We start from the raw sequence: 22,506 nt of genomic DNA on the forward strand, positions 1-22,506 counted from the left end.
AATCACTTATGCGGGCAAATCCGGTGGTAAATGGCGCAAGGCGCCGGGACCGTGGTACTCAAGGTCCCGACGCCTTGCATGCTATCTGCCGAGGAACAGGCGGGGCGGTTACTTAACCTTCCACTCCCAGAAGTTCCACCAGACGCCGGTCTGGTTCGGCATGTACTTCACACCGTCGATGCGGTCGCTGTTGTAGGCATCGATGCCGACCGGCTGGAACAGCGGCAGGCCGTAGAACGAATCCCAGACGATCTTGTCGATCTGCTTGATGAGTTCGTCCTGCTTCTCCGGCTCCGTGGTGACGATCAGCTCGTCCATCAGGGCGTCGGCTTCCTTGCTCGAGAAACCGTTGTAGTTGGAGTCGGCCTTGGTGCGGAAGATCTGCGGCACGCCGCTGACGCCCACGCCCGGGGAGATCCAGCCGAAGATGGTGGCATCGTAGGTGCCGCCGCCCAGGGCCGAGCCCCAGTCGGAGCCGCCCAGGCCGCCGTCGACGATCTTGAAGCCGGCCTTGGAGGCGGATTCCTCGATCAGCGTGAAGGCGTCCACGCGGTTGGGGTTGTCCTTGTTGTACATAATCCGGACCTCGGGCGTGGCGCCGGCCAGCAGCTCCTTGGCACCCTCGATGTCGGCTTCCTGGTAGTTCTCGGAGCCGTTGTTGGCGGCGGAGTCCTCGTACCCGGCCTGCGCCGGCACGAAGAACTGGGAATCCAGCGGCTTGGCCTCCGGATCCAGCGGAGCCATCAGGCGGTCGACGATGGCCTTGCGCGGCACGGCCTTCATGAACGCTTCGCGGACGTTGGCTTCCTTGAAGACGCCCGAGAAGTTCAGGTCGATGTGGTCATAGGAGAGCTGCTCGCCGCGGTTGACGGTCACGCCCTCCAGCCCTTCGAGCAGTTCCACGGTGTCGGCGGACGCCTGCGGGGCGATGATGTCCACTTCGCCGTTCTTCAGCGCCTGGACCTGATCGGGAGCGGCGCCGATGTAGCGGATGGTGATTTCCTCCACGTTCGGCATCGGTCCGAATTCGTAGGCCTCGTTGCGTACCAGGGTCATGGACTGATCAGGAGTGATGCTGTCCACGATGAACGGGCCGGTGGAGAGGTAGAGGCTGGCGTCCGACGGGAGGGTCTTGCTGTCGAAACCGGTGTTCCAGAAATCGGCGACGGCCTTGAGCTCTTTGTTCTCGGCCGGCTTGTCCGGGTTGCCCTTGGGGCTCTCGCTGATCAGGTCGACCAGTGCCTGCTCGTCTGCCAGTCCGGCCTTCTCGGCCACCACGTGGGCCGGGCTGTCCAGGACACCGTAGGAGATCTCCCAGTCGGCGAACGGCTTGGAGTACTTCAGCGTAATGGAGCGGCCGTCGTCGCTGATCTCGGGCTTGTCGGTCAGGCCCAGGCCGGAGGTGTCGCCGGCGTAGGAGAAGTAGGCAGTGCCCTTGTCGACTTCACCCTCGTCGTTGTAGGTGGCATCGTCGAAATGGCCGGAGTAGACGGCCCAGGCGAGCAGCAGGTCGCCGGCGTCGACCGGGTTGCCGTCCGACCAAGCGACGCCCTCGTTGACCGTGTACTTGATGGTCAGCGGGTCTTCGCTGACCTTCTCGTAGGTGCCGAATTCTTCGTTCTTGACCACGTTGAGTTCGTTGTCGATGTAGTTGAAGTCCGCGTGGGTCAGGTACGAGATCTTCGAGTTGATATCGACGTTGCCGACGGCCGTGTCCGAGTTGAAGGAGCTGAAGGCGTTCACTTCAGCGACGCTGATGGAACCACCGGCTCCAGCCGCGGTGGAATCGCCTGTGCCCTCGGGGGAATTTCCGCCACCCGAAGTCGCGCAGGCGCTCAGGGCCAGGGCTGCAACAGCCGCGACCCCGATAGCTTTGGAAGTACGTCCGAAACGCATTCCGCCTCCTTGTTTCTGTCTTTGGAAGGTCCCCTGCAGTGCTGCAGGGGACGGACATAGACCGCGTCGCCTGAAGTTCAACGAGCTTCCCGCCGAACGTGGCATGTCTCACACGCAATAGAGCGTAAACCGGAACCCCTCGGCTTGGGTATAAAAACTTCGCTTCATATCCGGTTGTTACCGAGATGCAACCTTAAAACCACGGGCCGCCACGGGGCGAAAACTTTGACCCCGGGCGGGAGTCGGGGCCGGATGCCCGGAAACACGGCGATCCCGGCCTGTTGGAGGGCTGGGGGCACCGCCGGAAACGGTTGCCTCAGACAAGTTTCAGTTATCGGCGGCTAACCGATTCGTGTCCGGGTCGCCGACCGCCGCGGCCCCTTAGCCCGTCGATTGGGCCCGCCGCACGAGGGTCCGCTGGCCGGAGTCGAGCCGTCGTGTCCAACCACGTGCGTCGAGGTGTTCGAGCAGCGGGATGACCACCCGCCTGGTGGTGCCCAGAGCCCGGCGTGCCTCACTGGCCGTGAAGGGCTCGGGCAGGCGGGCCAGTTCCCGCATCGCCAGGGCGGGCGCCTGCGGAAGCAGCACAACCCCGCCGGCAAACCGGAGCAGGCGCCCGCTGCGTTCGGCGGCGGCGAGTTCACGGTTGCCGAGACCCAGGGCCCTCAGGTCGTGGGCTTCGGGGGCGGCGAAGGGTTCGGATCTGAGGCGGCGCTCCAGCGTGCTGACCGCGTCCTCGGCGGCGCCGAGGCCGCCGTGCCGGCCTGGCAGCCGGACGTATCCGCCGACCTGTTCCAGCCCGGCCTCCCGGACGGCCGCGTCGAGAACCGCGTTTCCTGCCGGTCCGAGCAGGTCAACGGCGGCTCCGCGGGAGAGGCCGGCCGCCAGCGGGTCCCGCTCCCCCAGTTCCAGCACTGCGGCCCGAAGCCGCCGCCGCCAGTCGTCGAAGACGGTTGCGTGCACCCACCACTCGCCGAACGCCCGGACGTCGCCGGGGACCTTGTTGGGCGCCGAGACGCCCATCCGGCGGAGGTGTTCACTGCGGACGGCACCACGGCGGGCCACCTCGATGAGCGCGTCGCCGGCGGGAGGCATCGCCGTCAGGCTTTCGGCGCGCCTGGCGCTGTCCCCGCGGCGGTCGAGCGCGGGCGGGTCGACGTCGAGGACTTGGACTCCGGCCAGCACCGACCGGCTGCCGTCGGCCCGCAGCACCAGGCGGTCCCCGACCGCGAGCGGGAGCCGCCAGTCGAGGGTCAGCCGGGCGTGGTCCTCGTTGAACGGGCGCACCCGGCACGGCACGGCTGCGGTGCCGATGTGGGCGAGCAGGTGCCGCGGCCCGTCGGGGAACGCCGCGCCCATCGTGCGGCGGACGTCGATGCCGTCCACGAGGAGCCAGGCGTCTTCGGACAGGAGGACGTCGCCGCGACGGATGCCGCCGGCGGCCATGCCGCGCACATTGACGCCGACCCGGTTGCTCGGACCAATGGTCGGAAAGGCTTCGTTGCGGCTGTGCAGGCCCCGGACCGACACCGGCCGGAGGCTGCCGTGGCCCGCGAGCTGCAAGCGGTCGCCCACGGCCAGGCAGCCGGCTGTCAGCGTTCCGGTCACTACCGTTCCCGCGCCGCTGATCGTGAAGGATCGGTCGATCCACAACCGCACGCGGCCCGAGGGGTCGGTTGCGGGGAGGGAGGACAGGGTCGTATCCAGTACCTTGCGCAGCTCGTCGAGGCCGGCTCCCGTGACCGCGGACACGGCGACCGCCGGCGCGTCGCGCAGCCCGGTGCCCGCCAGCTCCGCCCGCACCCGCGCGAGGACCTCGTCGGCCCGGCCCGGGGCGCGGTCGCTGCGGGTCAGCACCACCAGCCCGTGGTTGATGCCCAGCGCCGCGACGGCGTCCCGGTGGTCGCTGGATTGGGCCTGCCAGCCTTCGTCCGCGGCGACGACGAAACACACGGCGGGAACGGGGCCGAGCCCGGCCAGCATATTGCCCAGGAACTTCTCGTGCCCGGGCACGTCCACGAGCGCCACGTCCCTGCCCGACGGGAGCACGGTCCAGGCAAAACCCAGGTCGATGGTCAGGCCGCGGCGCCGTTCCTCGGCCCAGCGGTCGGGCTCCATTCCGGTGAGCGCGCGCACGAGGGTGCTTTTGCCGTGATCGACGTGTCCCGCGGTGGCCACCACGAACATGTCAGGAGCCCGTGGTTCGCTGCTGGTCGTCGATATGCGCCAGCGCCGAGCGCACGGCGGCGGCGAGCCGCTCGTCGTCGGCCTCGGGCACGCAGCGCAGGTCCACCAGGCACGCACCGCGGTGGACCCGGGGCAACACCACGGGGTCGCCCGTCCGCAGCCGTCGGGCGGCCCCTTCGGGCAGCCGGACGGCCCACCCGGGCAGCGGCACCCCGGGCGCTCCCCCGCCGCCGACCCTGCCGTCGTGCTCCACCACACGGCCGCCGGCGCTGGCCGCCAGGCGCTCCGTGCGCTGCCGCAGCCGGCCGGGATCGGCGTGCAGGGCCGCCGCCACCGGCGACTGTTCTCCGGTGAGCGTCGCCTCCACCGCGGCCAGCGTCAGTTTGTCTGCCCGCATCGCCCGCGCGAGCGGATGGCGGGCCAGCCGGGTGATGACCGCGGCCCGGCCCAAAAGCAGTCCCGCCTGGGGGCCGCCGAAAAGCTTGTCACCGCTGGCGATGACGACGTCGGCGCCGGCGGCGAGCGCACCGGAGATGTCCGGTTCCCGGGGCAGCACCGGGTCTGGTTGGAGCAGGCCGCTGCCCAGATCCACGACCAGCGGGATCCGGTGTTCCTCGGCCAGGGACCGGAGCCGGCCGATGCCGACGTCCGCGGTGAACCCGCTGACCCGGAAATTGCTCGGGTGCACCTTGAGCAGGCAGCCGGTCTGCGCGCCGATCGCCGAGGCGTAGTCCTCCAGGTGCGTCCGGTTGGTGGTGCCCACCTCGCGCAGCCGGGCACCGGTCGATTCAATCAGCTCGGGAAGCCTGAAGCCGGCCCCGATCTCGACGAGCTCGCCGCGACTGATGACCACTTCGCGGGACCCGGCCAGGGCGGTAGTGGCCAGCACCAGGGCCGCGGCGCCGTTGTTGACCACCAGCGCTTCCTCGGCGGCCGGGCAGGCGTCCAGCAAAGCCTGCCGCGCACCGGCCCCGCGCCGGGACCGTCCGCCGGTCGGCAGATCCATCTCGACGTCGACATAGCCGGCCGCCGACAGCACCGCCTGGCGTGCTGACCCGGAGAGCGGAGCGCGTCCCAGATTCGTGTGGACGATGACGCCGGTGGCGTTCAGCACCGGCCGCAACGAGCTGGCCGTGCGGGAAGCCACCGCGGTCAGAACCGTCGCCTCGACGTCTTCCGGGGCAAGGTCGCCGCGGCGCGCCTGGTCCTGCACGTCCCGGACGGTGGAACGGATGACGTCGTCGCCGAGGCGCACGCGTGCGTGGAGAAGTTCCGGGTGGGCGAGCAGCTGGTCGGTGCGCGGAATGTGCCGGCGCGGGTCGTTCTGGCCCACGGCCCTCCTTCCGGGTCACCTTCAGCTGTGCAGCTGGCGGAAGCGGACGGGAATCGAACCCGCCAGGCCGAGGTACTCGGCCTCACCGGTTTTGAAGACCGGGGGGCCCACCAGGACCCGGACGCCTCCACGAGCATGGTAACACCGGCCCGCCGCTCCTATGCTGTGACCATGAACGGGATCACCGGCGTCGCAGAAGAGTCCGCAGCAGCAGTCCGGCTCACGGGATATGCACACGGCGGAGGGTGCGCCTGCAAGATTCCGCCCGGCGAGCTCGAGGACGTGGTCCGCGGCCTGACCGGCCAAACCAACCCCGACGTCCTGGTGGGGCTCGACGACGGCGACGACGCCTCCGCCGTCCGGGTCGGCGGGGACCTCGCGGTGCTCTCGACGGCGGACTTCTTCCCTCCCGTGGTCGACGACGCGTATGACTGGGGCCGGATCGCGGCGGCGAACGCCCTCTCGGACATCTATGCCATGGGCGGCCGCCCGGTCAGCGCGATCAACCTGGTCGGCTGGCCCCGTGACGTCCTGCCGATGGAACTGCTGACCGAGGTGCTGCGGGGCGGGCTCGCCGTGGCTGCCGCGGCGGGCTGTCCGGTGACGGGCGGGCACTCGGTGGACGACCCGGAACCGAAGTACGGGATGGCGGTGACCGGCATCGCCGATCCCGGCAAACTGATGCGCAATGACGCGGCCCGGCCCGGGCTGCCCCTCACGCTCACCAAGCCGATCGGCCTCGGCCTGCTCAACAACCGGCACAAGAGGACCGGGGAGGTCTTCGATGAGGCGGTCGCGGTGATGACGCAGCTGAACCGGGAGGCCGCGGACGCGGCCGTGCGCGGCGGCGTCCGCGCGGCGACCGACGTCACCGGGTTCGGCCTCCTCGGGCACCTCTACAAGATGTGCCGCGCCTCCGGCGTGGGTGCGGTCATCGACCGGAAGGCCGTGCCGCTCGTCGCCGGCGCGCGGGAGGCGCTGCGGGACGGCTACATCTCCGGCGGCACCCGGCGCAACCTCGAATGGGTCCGCCCGCACCTGCGGCCGGGGGCAGGCATCACGGAGGATGACCTGCTGCTGCTGGCCGACGCGCAGACTTCCGGCGGATTGCTCGTGGTCGGGGAACTGCCCGGGCACCCGGTGGTGGGGCAGACCGTTCCGGGACCCGGGATCGAGGTGCGCTAGACCCGCGGCCGGCCGGCTTAGCCGGCGGTCGTGATCGAATCGTGGATGGTGCCCGCGCGTCGTCGGGCCGCGAGCCGGTTCTTCTGCGGCTCGATCGTGTAACGGGGATCCTCCGCCGAGCGGATGCCGGCACGCAGAATGCCGAACCGCGTCAGCGCCGAGGCGGCCAGCAGCGCCGTGCCGCAGGCCGCGGCCGCCGGCCTGTGCCTGCCGACGGCGAGCACCCCCACGCCGGCGGCGACGGCCAGCCGCTCGCTCCACTTGAGCATTTGCCCGGGGGCACCCTCGTGGAGGGGTTCTGCGGCCACCGGGTCCATGCCGCGTTCCAGTGCCCGGGTGGCGATGACCTCACCGGCGACGCCCAGGACCGCGAGCGCCCGGGCGGGCCCGGCTTCGCGGACCGGGGTCGTGATCATGGCAAGACCGGCCGCGGCGAGGCTGGCAGAACTGACGAAAACGAAGGGCAGGTTGTCACGCCCGGCATTCCAGGTCGGGTTCGCCGTGTCCGACAAGAGAACCGCGGTGTAGGCGGAGAGCGGTGCCGCGAACACCGCGGCCCCTACGCCCGCCGGGCCCTCGAGCAGGCGCAGCACCGGGCGCAGCGGCCCCAGCGGCAGCCGGGAGCCGGTCAGGCGGTCGATTTCGGACGCCGCGGAAATCCCGGCACCGGCGCTGAAGGCGGCGAGGATCCAGGAGCCCAGGCTCATGGGCGAGGTGGGCTTGATGGTGCGCAGCATGTTGAGGAACCGCTCGGGCCGGCCCAGGTCTTCGATCAGCGCCACGGCACCGAACCCGACTGCCGTGAGGGCGGACAGGCGGCTGTTGCGGCACAGCGCACGCCGGCCCGTCAATTGCCCGCCGAGTCCGAGCAGCGCCGAGCCGCCGGCCACGCCGCCCAGGAAGAGGTAGAGGGCTATCGGGTCTCCCCACGGCGGCGGCTTGACCACCGGCCGGCCGTAGTAGGAGGCGAACCGTGCCTCCGGCACCACCGGCATTTCGCCCGAGCCGTCTCCGGTCCCGGCGCGGCGCCGCTTGCCGCCGCGCTGGGAGCGGCGCGGCGGCTCGGGCGGGCGGTAGCTGTCGAAGTCGGAGACGGTCACCCGCGGCCTCCCGTCAGGAAGGCGGCCGTGGCCGCGGCCAACATGCCGGCCGCGGCGATGCCGGCCCGTTTGAACATGCGCGGCAGGTCCGCCGTGGGCACCCGCGGGTCCGGCGGCAGCCCGTACACCTCCGGTTCGTCGAGCAACAGGAACACGGAACCGGTGCCGCCAACGCCGTCGGCATCGTTGGCCCCGTAGAGGCGTGCCTCGGTCAGCCCCTGCGAGTGGAGTTCTGCTACCCGCTGCTTCGCGGTGGCCACCATTTCCTCGCGCTCGCCGTACTTGATCGACGTCGTGGGACACGCCTGGGCGCAGGCCGGCGTCTGGCCGTCGGTGATCCGGTCGTAGCACAGCGTGCACTTCTGGGCGACACCGACGTTGCGGGTCGGGGCCTGTTCCCCCGGGGTGAAGTCGCGCTGTGTCTTCGGTCCTGCCGTGCCGTCGCTGCGCCGTTCGATCACGCCGAACGGGCATCCCGCGACGCAGGTGCCGCAACCGTTGCAGACGTCGTCCTGCACCACCACGGTGCCGTGCTCGGTGCGGAACAGCGCACCGGTGGGGCACACGTCCAAGCACCCGGCGTTGGTGCAGTGCTTGCACACATCCGAGGACATCAGCCAGCGGAAATCGGGCGTATCGGGGGGCGTGGTATCCAGGCCCGGAGGCTTCCCTGCTGCAGCCGCGCTTCCCGGCGGGCCGATGCCGGGCATGCCGAGGCTGACGAGTGCGCGCCCGGAGTCGCGCGCCTTTTCGATCCGCCCGCGGTCCTGCTCGACGAAGGCGACGTGGCGCCACGTGTCGGCTCCCAGCGAGCCGGTGTTGTCGTAGGAGGACTGCAGCAGCTCGTGCTGCGGGTCGGCGGGATTGCGGTTCCATTCCTTGCAGGCCACCTCGCACGCCTTGCAGCCGATGCAGATCGAGGTGTCCGTGAAGAAGCCCTTGCGCGGGTGTCCGGTGTGCGGAATGTCCCCGGGCGCTTCGGTCAGCCGGTTCATAAGCCTTCCCTCGTGGTGTCATCGCCCGGCACGGGGCCGGGGTGGGTGATCTTGTCGCTGCCGGTCTCGGGCGTCACCCCGGCGCGGGCCTGGTATTCGGCGACCAGGGCGAGCAGTTCCGGGCCCCGGGGACGGCGGCCCGGGAGGATGTCGCACGATCCGGCCTTGGATTCCTGGATCTGTACGTTGGGGTCGAGGGTCACGCCCAGCAGATCGTTGGCTGCGTCCCCGCTGATGACCGCTTCCTGTCCGACGCCCCAGTGGTAGGGCACCCCGATCTGGTGCACCGTGCGCCCGCCGACGACCAGCGGCTTCATCCGTTCGGTCACGAGCACCTTGGCCTCGATGGCTGCCCGCGGCGAGACGATCGTCGCCCAGCCGTACGGTTCCAGGCCGCGTTCCGCCGCCAATTCCGGCGACACTTCGCAGAACATCTCCGGCTGCAGCTCCGAGAGGTACGGCAGCCACCGGCTCATCCCGCCGGCCGTGTGGTGTTCGGTCAAGCGGTACGTGGTGAACACAAAGGGGTAGATGTCCGCACCGGGCACGTTGGCACTCGGCGCGCTGAGATTGTCTGCGCGCGGGAAGGTGAGCCGGGCGGGATTCTGCTGCTGCCCGTAGAGCGGGTTGGCGACCGGAGATTCCTGTGGCTCGTAGTGGGTCGGCAGCGGCCCGTCCACCATGCCCTTGGGCGCGAACAGCCACCCCTTGCCGTCGGCCTGCATGATGAACGGGTCGTCGCCGGCCAGCCCGGCGGCGCCGCCGGCCGTCGGATCCGGCCTGCTCCCGGGAGCGCGGTCCAGCGGGAAATCGGGGACGTCCTCCCCGGTCCACCGGTTCTGCTCCGGGTCCCACCAGACGTACTTCTTGCGTTCGCTCCAGGGCTTGCCGTCGGGGTCCGCCGACGCGCGGTTGTAGAGGATCCGCCGGTTCGCCGGCCAGGCCCAGCCCCACTCGGAGGCTACCGGCCCTTGTTCCTGGCCCGGCTTGCGGTCGGCGGCGTGGTTGATGCCGTCGGCATACACGCCCGTGTAGATCCAGCATCCTCCCGAGGTCGAGCCGTCGGGGCGCATCTCGGTGTACGACGAGAGGGGCATGCCGGCGCGGGGACCGGTGAGATGCCGGCCGTTGATTTCCGCGAGCACCGCCTCGCCGTCGGGGTCGCCGTGTTCGTCGGTGGGATAGTCCCACGTGAGGTCCAGCAGCGGCCGGTCCCGTTCATCGGTCGAATCCGCCAGCTTTGCCCGGAGGCGTTGGCCCAGCTCGTAGAAGAACTGCAGTTCGCTGCGGCAGTCCCCCGGCGGCTGAATGGCCTGGTGCCGCCATTGCAGGAGCCGCTGGGTCTGCGTGAAGGTTCCGGCCTTTTCCACGTGCGTCGCCGCCGGCAGGAAGAAGACTTCGGTGCCGATGTCCTGGGTCCGCAGCTCGCCCGTGGCGATCTCGGGGCCGTCCTTCCACCACGTCGCCGACTCGATGAGGTTCAGGTCGCGCACCACCAGCCATTTCAAATGGGACATGCCAAGGCGCTGCATGCGCCCGTTGGCGGATCCGACCGCGGGGTTCTGGCCGAACAGGAAGTAGCCCTCGACCTCATCGGCAAGCATGCCCATGACTGTCTGGTAGGTCCCGTGCGGGCCGTTGATGCGCGGAAGGTAGCCGTAGCCCCAGTCCGAGTCCTCACGGGCCGCGTCGCCCCACCAGGCCTTGAGCAGGCTGATGGTGTAGGCATCGGCGTCGGCCCAGTAGCCCTTTTGGTCCGGCGACGCGATGCCGCCGAGGTAGTCCTGCAACGTCTCCATCTCGGCCTTCGGCATGGGGAGGTAGCCGGGCAACAGGTTGAACAGGGTCGGGATGTCGGTGGAGCCCTGGATGCTGGCATGGCCGCGCAGCGCCATGATTCCCCCGCCCGGCCGGCCCATGTTGCCCAGCAGGAGCTGCAGGATCGCCGCGGTCCGAATGTACTGCGCGCCCACGGTGTGCTGGGTCCAGCCGACGGAATACGCAAAGCAGGTGGTCCGGTCGCGTCCGGAGTTCTCCGTGACCGCCCGCGCCAGGTAGTCGAAATCCGCCAGGGAAATGCCGCAGGCGTCCCGGACCATCTCCGGGGTGTACCGGGCATAGTGCCGTTTCAGGATCTGGAACACCGTCCGCGGGTGCTCCAGCGTGGGGTCCTGCTCGAAATCGGGGTGGGCCAGGGTCGGCCCTCCGCTGCCGTACTGGTGCCCGGCCGCCCGGTCCGCGGTGTCGGCGCCGTGTTCGTGGCCGCCGGCTTCTCCTGCCTCCGGCTTCCGTTCATAGGCCCAGGACGCGAGGTCGTACTGGCCCGTTTCCGGGTCGAATCCGGAGAACAGCCCGTCCAGGTCCTCGGTGTCACGGAACTCTTGGTTCACCAGGGTCGCCGCGTTGGTATAGGCCCGCACGTAATCCTTGAACCACAGATCGTTGCTGATCACGTAATTGATCAGGGCGCCCAGCAGCACGATGTCCGAACCGGCCCGGATGGGCACGTGCCTGTCTGCCACCGCGCTGGTGCGGGTAAACCGCGGATCCACATGGATGACCTTCGCGCCGCGGGCCCTGGCTTCCGTCACCCACTGGTAGCCCACGGGATGGCACTCGGCCATGTTGGAGCCCTGGATGACGATGCAGTCGGCGTTGGCCATGTCCTGCAGCGACTGCGTCGCGCCGCCGCGTCCAAACGAGGTTCCCAAACTGGGAACCGTTGCGGAGTGTCAAATGCGGGCTTGGTTCTCAAGTTGGATGGCGCCCGCAGCGGTGAAGAGTTTCTTGATCAGATAGTTCTCTTCGTTGTCGAGGGTCGCCCCGCCCAGCCCGGCGATGCCCATGGTCCGCCGGAGCGGCCGGCCGTGCTCATCGCTTTGCTGCCACGTGTTCCGGCGGGCTTCGAGGAACCTGTCGGCAATCATGTCGACGGCGGTGTCCAGGTCAAGGTGCTGCCAGTCCTTGGCGTGGGGCGCCCGGTAGAGCACCCTCGTCTGCCGGCCGGGCGCGTTGACCAGCTGCTCGCTGGCGGATCCCTTGGGGCAGAGCCGGCCGCGGGAGATCGGCGAATCCGGGTCGCCCTCGATCTGGACAACCTTTTCGTCCTTGACGAAGACACGCTGGCCGCAGCCCACCGCGCAGTATGGACACACGCTCTGCACCACGCGGTCCGCGGTGGACGTCCGGGGAGCGATTTCACGGGTCCGCCGCGAGGTCACGGCCTCGCCCCGCCCGAGTGAATCACTCGTGCGGAACTGCCGTACCACCGGCCACTCCAGGAAGCTGAACCGCGACATGGGCCCACCCTAACCCATCCAATTTCTCTACAACAGGGGAAAACGACGACGGCGGAGGAGCAGCTCCGGGGCACAGGCTGCTCCCCCAGCAGCGAGCGGGCGCCTGCGGGGAACGCCGCCAGGTACTCGTCCACGGTCTTCGGCTTGTCCCTGTCTCGAAGCTACCCGCCGCGGGCCAGACCGGGGCCGGTGTTTGCCGGATTTGCACGTGAGGACCGGCATGGTATTCCCTGCGGGCAGCGCGCGGTCCATACTCGGACACGTACGGGGCATCGGCAGGGCGGAGCCGCCCCTTGCGTCGGCTCCGGCCGCAGATGCAGGCGCGAACATCGGAGTCTGGCATGGCTACTTGGAGCGGTTCCCAGTCCCTCCTCCGGCGCAAGCCGATCACGGAGCTGGCGGAGGAGAGCGGGGAAAGCCATCTGTCCAAAAGCCTGGGCGTGTGGCAGCTGACCGCGATCGGCGTCGGCGGGATCATCGGCATCGGCATTTTCACGTTGGCCGGGCTGGTGGCCAACGGCGGCCCCGAGGCGGCTCCGGTCGGTCCGGCGGTGCTCATTTCCTTCCTCATTGCGGGCCTGGCCAGCGCGGCGGCGGCCCTGTCGTACGCGGAATTCGCGGGCATGATCCCGTTTGCCGGCTCGGCTTACACCTATGGCTATGTGGCCCTGGGGGAGGTCATCGGCTGGTTCATCGGCTGGGACCTGCTGCTGGAATACACGGCCATCGTCGCCGTCGTTGCCATTGGCATCTCGGGCTATTTCAGCGCCTTTATGGAGGGCATCGGCGTCCAGGTCCCGGCGTGGATGGAGGGCACCGCGGACACGGTCGAGGGCGGCGTGGTCAACCTGCCGGCCATCGTGGTCTGCCTGCTGATTACCTGGATCCTCAGCCGCGGGACCCGCACCTTCGGCCGGTTCGAACTGATAGCGGTGGGGCTGAAGATCCTGCTGATCCTCTTCATCATCGGGCTGGGGTTCTTCTTCGTGAACCCGGGCAACTACAACCCGTTCATGCCCTCCGGATTCGGTCCGGTGCTGGCCGGAGCCGCCACCGTGTTCTTCGCGGTGTTCGGCTATGACGCGATGAGCACGGCGGCGGAGGAATCCGTCGACGGCAAGAAGCACATGCCAAAGGCGATCCTGCTGTCTTTGGCCATCGCGATGACTCTTTATGTGCTGGCCACGCTGGTGCTGACCGGCATGCAGAACTACAGGGACATCAGCCCCACGGCGGGGTTCGCGTCCGCCTTCGAGTCGGTCGGGCTGCCGGTCGTGGCCACGATCATTGCCGCCTTCGCCGTTGTTTCGATCCTGACCGTGATGCTCACCTTCCTGCTGGGCGTGACCCGGGTGTGGTTCTCCATGAGCCGCGACGGGCTGCTGCCGTCCTGGTTTGCGGCGACGGACCGGCACGGCACCCCGCAGCGGGTGACCTGGATCGCCGGCATCGCGTCGGCGCTGCTGGCCGGAGTGTTCCCCATCCGGGCCGTGGCGGACCTCACGAACATCGGCATCCTGGCCGCCTTCGTGGTGGTTTGTGTGGCCGTAATCGTGCTGAGGCGCACCCGTCCCGAGGTGCCGCGGACTTTCCGGCTGCCGTGGATGCCTGTGGTCCCGGCCTTCGGCGTCTTGGCCTCCGGCTTCCTGATGCTCCAACTGCACTGGGAAACCTGGCTGCGCTTCGTGGTTTGGCTGATCATCGGCCTGGCCATCTACCTGTTCTACAGCCGCAAGCACTCACTCATGAACCCAAACAGCCCGCGCCACCGGGCCGTACCCGGGTCATCCGACGCTTGAAGGCAGCCGCTTAGTCGTTAAGCTCGCTAGTCGTTGAGCTCGGCGGTGGCGACTTCGTACTCTTCGACTTCGAGGATCTCCAACGATAGGGAGTTGCTTGCCTCAGAGCGGAGACTCTTCGCCCTTTCCTTACTTCCAGCCAGGTTTTCTTCCGTGTCGTACAGCGCGATGGATAAAGATTTCCCGTTCCCCTTCCCATTCAGGAAATAGAAGCCCCGGCAACCGGGGAGTTCCAGCACCCGGGTGACGAGATCCTCCGGGGGCCCGCCGGAAGTGTCCTGGCTGCCTCGGTAAGTGCTGACTCGTGCGAACATGGCTACCTCCAATGGTTTATCAGCCGGAGCCCCGCCTGCCGCTGCATATTAGGGGCGCAATTTCGAGGCTGTGCACAACCTCTCGGCAAGCCATACCGCTGGTTCGGGCTCCTCCCACCAGTAGGCACCCGTCAGCGCCTGTGGACAATACCGGGACTCGACAATAATGCTTGCCCTTCGTCAGCGGCAGGTCTACTTGCAGCCGCAACCTGCTCACGCGGCGCAGTACAACGGATGGTGTTCGGGCCCTAAAGCGCGTCGCCGTCGTCCTTCGCGAAGGCCTATGGGAGCCGCCGGTCCTCGGGATGCTGCAGGCGCAACCACTTGCAGCCGAACCCCCCGAGGGGCAGGGTGCAGGTGCCGTCCTCGGCACCTTTTCACGTCCGCGCCACCCAGCAGGTCCAGCATCCTTACCGTGCCTTCGCGGGTTGTCGAGGCACGTATCGCAGGTACGCGATGCCGTTGTCGAAGATTCTGTGTTCGGTAAGGCTCAGGTCGAGGTGCACGTCGTCGGGCAGGGCGCGCAGGCCTCCGCCCACCATCTTTGGCACCACGAAGAACCGGAAGTCGTCAACCAGGCCCGCACGGATCGCGTCTGCCGCGACCGTGGGCCCGAAGATCTCGACTACACCCTTCGCACGCTCCACGACCCGCTGCAGCTCGACCAGGCTCAGGCGCGGCACGATGCGTGCCCGGTCCGAGGTGAGCTCTTCGACTGTCATGGTCGACGACACCACGACCTTGTCCAGGCCCCGCCAGCGCCGGGCGAACTCCCGCTCAGCCACAGGACGGTCCTCGCCGTCCGGATAGGTGTCCCAGTACCCCATTAACGCATAGGTTCTCCGCCCGAGCACCTCGGTGGACACCTCCGCCATGCGCTCGAGGTGCACGGCAAACACGGCATCGCTCGGGCCCGTCCACTGGAAGTCGCCGTCGGCATCGGCGACGTAGCCGTCGATGGACGTCGTTGCCACAAAGGCGAGGGTTCCCATGATCGTTCCGCCCCTTCACGCTGGGTGTGCCGGGTTCCCACGGCGACACCGGCACCGGTCAGTTCTTCTTCAGTTCCTCGGCGAGCATCACGATGATGCCGCTGGGACCGCGGACGTACGTGAGCCTATAGGCGTCCTCGTAAGTCGCCACCCCGCGAAGCGGCCGGCAGCCGTGTTTCGCGGCTATTTCGAGGGCCTTGTCCAAATCGTCGACCGAGAAAGCGACGCGGTGCATGCCGATCTCGTTCGGGCGGGTGGGCGTCGACTCGATCGCTTCGGGGTGGAGGTACTCGAAGAGCTCGAGCCGGCCGTGGCCGTCCGGGGTCTGGAGCATCGCGATGTTGGCGTGGTTGCCATCGAGCCCGACGGCGGTGTCGGTCCAGTCACCGCTGACCGTGTCGCGGCCGAGGACCGTCAGGCCGAGGTCGGTGAAGAAGGCGATCGCTGCTTCGAGGTCCCGAACGGCGATGCCGACGTTCTCCAGTTTGATGGCCATGCGCGACATGCTAGCGAGCCGGGAGGACAAAAAAGAAGCCCTCCGCCGGCTGCGCCCCGTCGGAGTTGCGGCACAATAAATCGTGTGGACGACCTGCATGTGCCCCCGGGACCCGGCGCGCCCCGAGGCCTCCGGGTGCCGGCGGGAGAGCTGGTCGAGCAGTTCTCCCGAGCCTCGGGCCCCGGCGGCCAGAGCGTCAACACCGCCGACTCACGTGTGCAGCTCAGTCTCGATCTGGGCACCACGACGGCGCTCAGCGAGATCCAACGCGAACGCGCCGTCGCCAGGCTCTCCGAGAGGATCTCGGGCACGGTGCTCACCATCAGCGCCTCCGAACACCGCTCCCAGCGGCAAAACAGGGCTGCGGCGCGGCAACGCCTCGTAGCACTCCTGCGGGACGCGGTGACTCCGCCGGTCGTCCGGCGCGCAACCCGGCCCACGGCTGGCTCGCGGCGCCGCCGGCTCGAATCGAAACGGTTGCGCTCGGAGACCAAGCGCAACCGCAGGCGCCCAAACTCCGAATAAGCTGACCATTTTGCGTCGATCGCTGGGGGGCCTCTCTCCGACGATTGACCGGCCCGACTGCGCTCCCTTTTTTCGGCATCCCCGGGGATGCTTCCGGTGCCCGCGGCCGGTCGGACTTCAGCGCTTGACACAAATCCGGCAGCGGAGAAAAGTGTCGGCCATACCGTCCGCTCCCCCTGCAGCCGCCACCCGTTGCAGTCCCGGGAGCCGGGCTTGGCCGCCTGATCATGGAATGGGGTGAGCATGGGTAACGGTGCCTCGAGAGCCGAACCGGCGCCATCTCCCCGCGGAGGTCCTGCGGGACGCCTGATCGCCCGGCATCCGGTAACTGCCTTTGTGGTCATTGCGATCGGGCTGACGTGGGCGGCGCAGGCGATATCGATCGTTTTGCTGGGCAACGTTGTGCCCGGGCTCCTGGCAGAGCTGCTGATCCTGCTGGGTACTGCGGTCCTCGTGACCGCAGCCTCCGGCGGCGGGAAGGCGGTCCGGGGCCTTTTTCGGCAGGCTGTCCGCTGGCGGGTAGGCGTCGGCTGGTATATCGCCGCCCTGCTCGCCATACCCGTGCTGACCCTGCTGATCGCCGCGGCGACCGGGTCTTTTCGGCAACCGGAAGCCGGCTGGGCCGCTGAAACCGGCAACTATTTCCTCAATGCCATCCTCGTCGGGGCTGTGCTGGCGAATATCTGGGAGGAGCTGGCCTGGACCGCCGTGGTACAGCACCGGCTGATGGAGCGGTGGGGCCTGATCGCCGGCTCGCTGCTGACAGCCTTACCCTTTGCCCTCATCCACCTCCCCCTCGCCTTCGCGGACAAAGGCTTCACGGGGACGCCCGTCCGGGAGGTGCTTTTCTATTGGGCGGTCCTGTTTCTCTTCGCCCCGATTTTCAGGCTCCTGGCAGGCATGGTGTATCTGGGCGCGGGCGGAAGCATCCTCATCGTCGGCCTCCTTCACGGGTCCTTCAACGCCTCCGGCTCGGAAAAGCTCAAGGCGTTCGAGGGAGAGTGGCAGCAGATCGCCGCCGCAGCCATGCTCGCCGTCGTCCTGGCGCTCTACCAACAAAGCGGGGCACGCGCTAAGGGGCGCCGAACAGGATCCCGACCGGACCGCTACTCAGCATTCCCGGACGACACCTGAACTGGACTGGGTGCAGCGGCGGCGTCTTGTTGGAACAAGCATTGAGGGAGCCCGGAATTCAAGTGGACACGATACGAGTATCCTCAGGTGGCATCACGTCCTCGAGCAGGGGCACTCCAAGCGGGCGGGTCGAGTCCCTTAGGCGCGGGCAGAGTCCTAGGGCAGTCGGGCCGCCAGCTTCCACGCGGCCGGCATGGCGGCTGCCGCGATCAGCGACTTCACGATGCCGCCGATGATGAACGGGTATAGGCCCCACTCGAGCGTCTGCTGCAGGTCGGCGCCCAGGGAAATGGCCAGCCAGGCCATGCCGAAGACGAAGGTGATCACGGTGCCCGCCAAGAATGAAACGGTGGCGCCCAGGAACTTTTTGTCCCAGTTGCGCTTGGCCAGCCAGCCGGTCAGCCCCGCGGCGGCGATGAAGCCCACCAGGTAGCCGCCGGTCGGGCCAACGGCGGCGGCCAGGCCGGAGGAGGCGTCGCTGAACACCGGCATGCCGGCCACGCCGGCCACCCAGTACAGTGCCATCGACAGCATGCCGCGGACCGGGCCCAGCGTGCTGCCGACCAGCAGGACGGCCAGGGTCTGGCCGGTGATCGGGACCGGCCACAGCGGCACGGCCAGCTGCGCCATGACGGCGGTCAGGCCTGCCCCGCCGACAACCAGCGCGGTGTTGGCCAAGGCGGTGCTGGGGACCAGGGCGTCGGCCAGGACACCCTGTCGCGCAACGGCGGCTGATGCTGTGCTCATGGTTGCTCCTAGCGTTTTGCGGAAAATCATCAAGAACCGCGGGCGCCCCGGCGGATTAAGCAGTGCCTCCGCTCAAATCCGCGGTATCCCACCTCTGACACTAAACTTGATCGACGATTGTTGACAATAAAATAATGTGACGCGCATCATGGGACGCATGGCCTCCCTTAGCCCTCTCTTGAAGCAGGCGACCCCACTGACAGTCGATCACGCCCTGGGCAGTTGGATCTACGCGACCGATGGAAAAACGTACCTTGATTTCACTACCGGCATCGGGGTGACGAGCACGGGTCATTGCCACCCGCGGGTAGTGGAGGCGGCCCGCGGTCAGGTGGGAAAGATCATTCACGCCCAGTACACCACGGTGATGCACAAGCCGTTGCTGGCGTTGACCGAGAAGCTTGGCGAGGTGCTGCCGGAAGGTCTGGACTCGGTGTTTTATGCCAATTCCGGATCGGAGGCGGTGGAGGCTGCGATCCGTTTGGCCAGAATGGCCACGGGCCGGCCAAACCTCGTAGTGTTCCAGGGCGGTTTCCATGGTCGGACGGTTGCGGCGGCGTCACTGACCACCGCCGGAACGAAGTTCTCCGCAGGGTTCTCCCCGCTGATGCCGGGGGTGCACATGTCCGCCTTCCCCTACGCCTACCGGTACGGCTGGGATGAGGCGGCCGCCGTGGAATTCGCATTGAAGGAACTGGACTACCTGCTGCAAACCCGCACCGCGCCCAACGACACCGCAGCATTCCTGATCGAACCGGCCCTGGGCGAGGGTGGGTACCTGCCCACCCCGGCGGCGTTCCTGGAGGGACTGCGCGAACGTGCCGACCGGCACGGCATCCGGCTGATCTTCGACGAAGTCCAGACAGGCGTAGGCCGCATGGGCAAGTTCTGGGGGCACCAGTACTCCGCCGCCACCCCGGACATCCTCATCACTGCGAAGGGCATCGCCTCCGGATTTCCGATCTCCGCAATCGCCGCTTCCACCGAACTGATGTCCAGGGGCTGGCCCGGGTCCCAGGGCGGGACCTATGGCGGTAATGCGGTCTCTGCCGCCGCCGGCGTCGCCACCCTCGATGTCATTCGTGACGAAGGGTTAGTGGAAAACTCACGGATCCGCGGCGAGCAACTCCAGGCCGGACTAAAGGAAATCCAGGCCCGCGTCCCCGCCATTGGCGACGTCCGCGGCAAGGGCCTGATGCAAGGCATTGAATTCACCACCGAAGCCGGCGGCCCCGACGGCGCCACCGCGGCAGCAGTCCAACAGGCCACGACCCGCCACGGCCTGCTCACCCTCACGTGCGGGCCCGCAGGCAATGTCGTCCGACTGATCCCCGCCCTTATCGTCACCGCCGAAGAAATCGCCACCGGCCTCGAACGCTTCGAAAACGCCGTCGCCACCGTCACCGCGGCCGTTTCCTCGAAATATTGAGCCCACCCATGACGGATGCTGTTCGCTCCCCCGCAGGCCCGGCAACGGGCACCCGCCGAACAGGCGCACCGGATGCAGGCCTCCCCGCGGTGCTTGCACGCCTGGCATCCGCGGGCGTGGCTGCCGACGTCTCGCCACGCCGCGTGGCGGAATACTCCTATGACGCTTCCAACTACCGGGTACCCCCGCTTGCCGTGGTGTTCCCCCGGACGGTCGAGGACGTGCTCGCGGTCGTTGCTGCATGCCGGGAAACGGCAACCCCGCTGATCGGGCGCGGCGGCGGGACGTCCATGGCGGGCAACGCCATGGGCCCAGGCGTGATACTTGACTTTTCCCGCCACATGAACGCGATCCACGAGATCGACGAGGTGGAGGGCACCGTGAGCGTCGAGCCCGGCGTCGTGCTCGCGGTCCTCTCCCACGAGGTGGAGAAGGCCACCGGTGACCGGTTCACCTTCGCCCCGGACCCGTCCTCCAAGAACCGTGCCACCGTGGGCGGCTCGCTGGGCAATGATGCGTGCGGCAACCACTCCGTTCGCTACGGCCGGATCTCCGACCACGTCGTGGAGATTGACGTCGTCACTTCGGATGGCGCGCGCCTGACGGCCACGGCCGGCGGGCTGCGTGCCACAGATCCCGGCGACAACGACTCCGCAGCGCGCGCGGGTGCACTGACCGCCTCCTTTAAAGACTTGGCCCGCAGTCACCTGTCCGAGTTCCGCCTGGAACTCGAACGGATCCGACGTCAAGTCTCCGGCTATCATCTGGCGCATCTTCTTCCGGAAAACGGGTTCAATATCGCCCGAGCCCTCGCGGGGTCCGAGGGGACCTGCGCCATCATTGTCGGCGCCCGGATGAAGCTTGTGCCTAAGCCGGCCAGCGCCCTGCTGGTGTGCCTGGGTTATGCGGACATAGTCGACGCGGCTCGGGACGTCATGACCATCCTGGAGTTCTCCCCGGCTGCCGTCGAAGGTATCGATGAGGCGATCGTGGACACCATGCGCTTCCGCCGCGGCAAGGGCTCGGTGACGGGTTTGCCCACAGGCAAAGCCTGGCTGTACGTGGACCTCGACGGCGGGAATCCGCACCAGGTCAGGGCGGAAGCTGACCGACTGCTCGCCCGACTCAGGGAAAACGGCCGCTTGGTGGATGGGCACGCCGTGCCGGACCTGCAGGAGCGAGCCGCTCTTTGGCGTGTCCGCGAGGACGGCGCCGGGCTCTCAGCCCGCCTCTCCACCGGTGGAGAATCCTGGCCAGGATGGGAAGACTCTGCAGTCGCACCCGAGAACCTTGCGGAGTACCTCTCAGACTTCCGCGACCTTCTGGGCCGCTACGACCTGACGGGCGTAATGTACGGACACTTCGGTGCCGGCTGCATGCACATCCGGATCACCTACGACCTGCGCACCCCAGCCGGCCGCCGCGTCTTCCGCGACTTTACACAGGAAGCTGCCCGGCTGGTGGTCCGCCACGGCGGTTCGCTCTCCGGCGAACACGGCGACGGCAGGGCACGATCGGAACTGCTGCCCCTGATGTACTCCCCGCGCCTGCTGGCGGCCTTCGCCGCGTACCGGCGCACCTGGGACCCGGCAAGAATCCTCAATCCCGGATCCCTCACCGATCCTGACCCCCTGGACGTCAATCTGGCGCTCCAAGGCATTCCCGAGCGGCATTGGCGCACGAGCTTCGACCTGCGCCCGGTCACCGCCGGTGGCGGAGCGACCGCCGAAACCGACTCCCCCGAGACCTCCACCGGCAGCGGTACGGATCCGTGGGTCCACGCGCTTCAAAGCTGCATAGGGGTGGGACGATGCCGCACGGACGCGGGCGGCGTGATGTGCCCAAGCTACCGCGCCACGAAGGACGAGAAGGACTCCACCCGGGGCCGGTCCCGGGTACTCCAGGACATGGTCCGCGGCGCCCGCACCGTGGAGGAAGGCTGGAAGTCCGAGGAGGTCCGCGAGGCGCTTGATCTCTGTCTTTCCTGCAAGGCCTGCTCCACCGACTGCCCCACGGGCGTCGACATGGCCACCTACAAATCCGAATTCTTCTCGCACTACTACAAGGGCAGACTCCGCCCCATTTCCCACTTCTCCCTGGGCTGGCTGCCCCGCTGGCTTAAGCTCACCGGCCGCTCCGCGCCTCTGGTCAACGCCGTGATGTCCACCCCGCTGGCGAAGGTCGCCTCCGTCCTGGGCGGGCTGACCACCCGGCGTGCGATGCCACGTTTCGCCGGAGCCGGCGAGTGGCGTCGCGAAGTAGCGGCCGCCGGCATCGGTCCGGCAACCGACCACAGCGGCGGCCTTGCTCCGGATGAACACGGCGTGGTGCTTTTCGTGGACAGCTTCACCCGCGGCTTCCGGCCGGAGGTGGCCGGTTCCGCTGCCCGCGTTCTGGCCGGCTCGGGCTCCGTGGAATGCTCAGCCGAGTCCTGCTGCGGCCTGACCTGGATTTCCACCGGCCAGCTGGACACCGCAAAAAAGCACATGGCCTCGGCAGCGGAGGTTTTGGATGACGGGACCGATCGGCCCATCGTGGTGGTGGAACCCAGTTGCGCGGCGGCGCTGCGCAAGGACCTGCCCGAGCTGGTCCACACGGAACGGGCCCGCCGGGTTGCCGCCCGGGTGCGAAGCTTTGCGACGTACGTCGACGAGCTGTCCAATGCCGGATGGAAACCAGCGCCGGCCCGCCCCCTTCCAGAACAAGTGGTACTGCAGACGCACTGCCACGAATACTCGGTCTTCGGAGCCGGTGTCCAGCGCTCGGCACTCAGGGCCGCGGGCGTCAAGAGTGTGGTGGATGCGCCCGGCTGCTGCGGCGTGGCCGGAAACTTCGGCTTCGAGAAGGATCACTACGGCATCAGCATGCTGGTTGCCGAGCAAGCGCTGGCCCCGGCCCTGCGTCAGACCGATTCCTCCTCGGTGATCCTTACTGACGGATTCTCCTGCGCCATGCAGGTGAAACAGATCGATGGCTCCCGGCCGGGTCGTCACCTGGCCCAACTATTGGACCCCGGCGAATGAGCAGCATTGATTTCCCAACGCAACGCCGGCCACAACACCTCCAACCAAGAAA

16 protein-coding genes and 1 tRNA gene are annotated in these 22,506 nt (G+C 68.1%); 6 read left to right on the plus strand and 11 right to left on the minus strand.

Annotation, left to right across the window (positions count from 1 at the left end; all coding sequences use genetic code 11):
* Positions 1-108 precede the first annotated feature (108 nt).
* The 4 genes from AC5RTY_RS00090 to AC5RTY_RS00105 form a co-directional block, all read right to left on the minus strand.
* The gene (locus AC5RTY_RS00090) at positions 109-1,896 is read right to left on the minus strand and encodes an ABC transporter family substrate-binding protein (protein ID WP_494000320.1); all 1,788 of its coding nucleotides are present in this window, start codon (positions 1,894-1,896) and stop codon (positions 109-111) included.
* Positions 1,897-2,277: 381 nt separating this feature from the next.
* On the minus strand, positions 2,278-4,083 hold the full coding sequence (selB, locus tag AC5RTY_RS00095) for a selenocysteine-specific translation elongation factor (protein ID WP_494012591.1): 1,806 nt from the start codon (positions 4,081-4,083) through the stop codon (positions 2,278-2,280).
* Between the two features lies 1 nt (position 4,084).
* Entirely contained in the window at positions 4,085-5,416 is a 1,332-nt protein-coding gene (gene selA / locus AC5RTY_RS00100; protein ID WP_494138764.1) for an L-seryl-tRNA(Sec) selenium transferase, read from the minus strand.
* A 34-nt stretch (positions 5,417-5,450) separates the two neighbouring features.
* A tRNA-Sec gene (locus AC5RTY_RS00105) sits at positions 5,451-5,545 on the minus strand.
* Between the two features lie 42 nt (positions 5,546-5,587).
* On the opposite strand from AC5RTY_RS00105, the gene selD reads away from it, so the two are divergent.
* Positions 5,588-6,601 carry a selenide, water dikinase SelD gene (gene selD / locus AC5RTY_RS00110; RefSeq protein ID WP_494110079.1) on the plus strand — a complete coding sequence of 338 codons (1,014 nt, stop codon included), beginning with the start codon at positions 5,588-5,590 and terminating at the stop codon, positions 6,599-6,601.
* A 17-nt stretch (positions 6,602-6,618) separates the two neighbouring features.
* Here the strand turns inward: selD and nrfD are convergent, their stop codons facing one another.
* From nrfD to fdh, 3 genes are read right to left on the minus strand one after another with little or no spacing between them, the layout of a single operon-like run.
* A complete protein-coding gene (gene nrfD / locus AC5RTY_RS00115) occupies positions 6,619-7,701 on the minus strand; it encodes an NrfD/PsrC family molybdoenzyme membrane anchor subunit (protein ID WP_494138765.1) in 1,083 nt (360 codons plus the stop codon).
* On the minus strand, positions 7,698-8,696 hold the full coding sequence (locus AC5RTY_RS00120) for a 4Fe-4S dicluster domain-containing protein (protein ID WP_494012595.1): 999 nt from the start codon (positions 8,694-8,696) through the stop codon (positions 7,698-7,700). The genes nrfD and AC5RTY_RS00120 overlap by 4 nt, the downstream gene beginning before the upstream one ends.
* Positions 8,693-11,995 carry a formate dehydrogenase gene (gene fdh, locus AC5RTY_RS00125; RefSeq protein ID WP_494110081.1) on the minus strand — a complete coding sequence of 1,101 codons (3,303 nt, stop codon included), beginning with the start codon at positions 11,993-11,995 and terminating at the stop codon, positions 8,693-8,695. The genes AC5RTY_RS00120 and fdh overlap by 4 nt, the downstream gene beginning before the upstream one ends.
* A 341-nt stretch (positions 11,996-12,336) precedes the next feature.
* Here fdh and AC5RTY_RS00130 point away from each other — a divergent pair, with 341 nt between their 5' ends.
* Positions 12,337-13,794, plus strand: a complete 1,458-nt coding sequence (locus AC5RTY_RS00130; RefSeq protein ID WP_494022602.1) for an amino acid permease — start codon at positions 12,337-12,339, stop codon at positions 13,792-13,794.
* A gap of 26 nt (positions 13,795-13,820) precedes the next feature.
* On the opposite strand, the gene AC5RTY_RS00135 is transcribed toward AC5RTY_RS00130, so the two are convergent.
* The 3 genes from AC5RTY_RS00135 to AC5RTY_RS00145 form a co-directional block, all read right to left on the minus strand.
* On the minus strand, positions 13,821-14,108 hold the full coding sequence (locus tag AC5RTY_RS00135) for a hypothetical protein (RefSeq protein WP_494000328.1): 288 nt from the start codon (positions 14,106-14,108) through the stop codon (positions 13,821-13,823).
* Positions 14,109-14,518: 410 nt separating this feature from the next.
* Positions 14,519-15,082, minus strand: coding sequence for a dihydrofolate reductase family protein (locus AC5RTY_RS00140; protein ID WP_494138766.1), 564 nt, complete (start codon positions 15,080-15,082; stop codon positions 14,519-14,521).
* Between the two features lie 76 nt (positions 15,083-15,158).
* A complete protein-coding gene (locus tag AC5RTY_RS00145; protein WP_494012601.1) occupies positions 15,159-15,596 on the minus strand; it encodes a VOC family protein in 438 nt (145 codons plus the stop codon).
* Between the two features lie 84 nt (positions 15,597-15,680).
* Here AC5RTY_RS00145 and arfB point away from each other — a divergent pair, with 84 nt between their 5' ends.
* Together arfB and AC5RTY_RS00155 are read left to right on the plus strand one after the other, a co-directional pair.
* Positions 15,681-16,121 carry an alternative ribosome rescue aminoacyl-tRNA hydrolase ArfB gene (arfB, locus tag AC5RTY_RS00150; RefSeq protein WP_494022600.1) on the plus strand — a complete coding sequence of 147 codons (441 nt, stop codon included), beginning with the start codon at positions 15,681-15,683 and terminating at the stop codon, positions 16,119-16,121.
* Between the two features lie 336 nt (positions 16,122-16,457).
* Positions 16,458-17,255, plus strand: a complete 798-nt coding sequence (locus AC5RTY_RS00155) for a CPBP family intramembrane glutamic endopeptidase (RefSeq protein WP_494110083.1) — start codon at positions 16,458-16,460, stop codon at positions 17,253-17,255.
* 156 nt (positions 17,256-17,411) lie between these two features.
* Here AC5RTY_RS00155 and AC5RTY_RS00160 read toward each other — a convergent pair whose 3' ends face one another.
* Positions 17,412-18,002 carry a biotin transporter BioY gene (locus AC5RTY_RS00160; RefSeq protein WP_494110084.1) on the minus strand — a complete coding sequence of 197 codons (591 nt, stop codon included), beginning with the start codon at positions 18,000-18,002 and terminating at the stop codon, positions 17,412-17,414.
* A 157-nt stretch (positions 18,003-18,159) separates the two neighbouring features.
* Here AC5RTY_RS00160 and AC5RTY_RS00165 point away from each other — a divergent pair, with 157 nt between their 5' ends.
* Both AC5RTY_RS00165 and AC5RTY_RS00170 read left to right on the plus strand, forming a co-directional pair.
* The gene (locus AC5RTY_RS00165) at positions 18,160-19,431 is read left to right on the plus strand and encodes an aspartate aminotransferase family protein (RefSeq protein WP_494110085.1); all 1,272 of its coding nucleotides are present in this window, start codon (positions 18,160-18,162) and stop codon (positions 19,429-19,431) included.
* Positions 19,432-19,439: 8 nt separating this feature from the next.
* The gene (locus tag AC5RTY_RS00170; protein WP_494138767.1) at positions 19,440-22,454 is read left to right on the plus strand and encodes an FAD-binding and (Fe-S)-binding domain-containing protein; all 3,015 of its coding nucleotides are present in this window, start codon (positions 19,440-19,442) and stop codon (positions 22,452-22,454) included.
* Positions 22,455-22,506 lie beyond the last annotated feature (52 nt).

The sequence above is a fragment of the Arthrobacter sp. Y3224055 genome (assembly GCF_059090825.1).

Bases quoted from the DNA above. Each gene is read 5' to 3' on its own strand.
- AC5RTY_RS00090 (WP_494000320.1), bottom strand. From the start codon at position 1,896: ATGCGTTTCGGACGTACTTCCAAAGCTATCGGGGTCGCGGCTGTTGCA.
- selB (WP_494012591.1), bottom strand. From the start codon at position 4,083: ATGTTCGTGGTGGCCACCGCGGGACACGTCGATCACGGCAAAAGCACC.
- selD (WP_494110079.1), top strand. From the start codon at position 5,588: ATGAACGGGATCACCGGCGTCGCAGAAGAGTCCGCAGCAGCAGTCCGG.
- AC5RTY_RS00120 (WP_494012595.1), bottom strand. From the start codon at position 8,696: ATGAACCGGCTGACCGAAGCGCCCGGGGACATTCCGCACACCGGACAC.
- AC5RTY_RS00130 (WP_494022602.1), top strand. From the start codon at position 12,337: ATGGCTACTTGGAGCGGTTCCCAGTCCCTCCTCCGGCGCAAGCCGATC.
- AC5RTY_RS00135 (WP_494000328.1), bottom strand. From the start codon at position 14,108: ATGTTCGCACGAGTCAGCACTTACCGAGGCAGCCAGGACACTTCCGGC.
- AC5RTY_RS00145 (WP_494012601.1), bottom strand. From the start codon at position 15,596: ATGGCCATCAAACTGGAGAACGTCGGCATCGCCGTTCGGGACCTCGAA.
- AC5RTY_RS00160 (WP_494110084.1), bottom strand. From the start codon at position 18,002: ATGAGCACAGCATCAGCCGCCGTTGCGCGACAGGGTGTCCTGGCCGAC.
- AC5RTY_RS00165 (WP_494110085.1), top strand. From the start codon at position 18,160: ATGGCCTCCCTTAGCCCTCTCTTGAAGCAGGCGACCCCACTGACAGTC.
- AC5RTY_RS00170 (WP_494138767.1), top strand. From the start codon at position 19,440: ATGACGGATGCTGTTCGCTCCCCCGCAGGCCCGGCAACGGGCACCCGC.